Source organism: Mycolicibacter arupensis (assembly GCF_002086515.1).
Lineage (GTDB): Bacteria > Actinomycetota > Actinomycetes > Mycobacteriales > Mycobacteriaceae > Mycobacterium > Mycobacterium arupense.
In genome coordinates, this window is record NZ_MVHH01000130.1 from 1 (window position 1) to 391 (window position 391).

The 391-nt window shown below is 61.9% G+C and carries 1 protein-coding gene and 1 pseudogene; both read left to right on the forward strand.

Features of this window, described 5'->3' with window-relative positions; all coding sequences use genetic code 11:
* Positions 1 to 116 (forward strand): annotated as a pseudogene (locus BST15_RS21010) (type VII secretion protein EsxI); the annotation flags it as partial.
* Positions 117 to 201: 85 nt separating this feature from the next.
* Positions 202 to 391 (forward strand): glutamine synthetase beta-grasp domain-containing protein (locus tag BST15_RS21015; RefSeq protein ID WP_207572072.1); only part of this gene is annotated, 190 nt, incomplete at its 3' end.

The window sequence follows — 391 nt, forward strand, 5'->3', positions numbered from 1 at the left end:
TGGGCCGCAACTTCGCGGTGATCTACCAGCAGGCCAACTCGCACGGTCAGAAGGTGCAGTCGGCCGGCAACAACATGGCCAACACCGACGCCTCGGTCGGCTCCAGCTGGGCCTAGCCCCCGGCTGGCGCTCCGGCGCAACAGCAAAATCCCTAGCAGCACAACCGAATTTCGCACCCAGAGTTCCGAGGAGAGCACCACCGTGACCGACAAGACTGCTGACGACATTCTCAAGCTGATCGCCGATGAACAGGTCGACTACGTCGATGTTCGCTTCTGTGATCTGCCCGGAGTCATGCAGCACCTGTCGATTCCGGCGGCGGCCCTGGACGCGAGCGTGTTCGAGGATGGACTGGCATTCGATGGATCGTCGATCCGCGGATTCCAGTCCA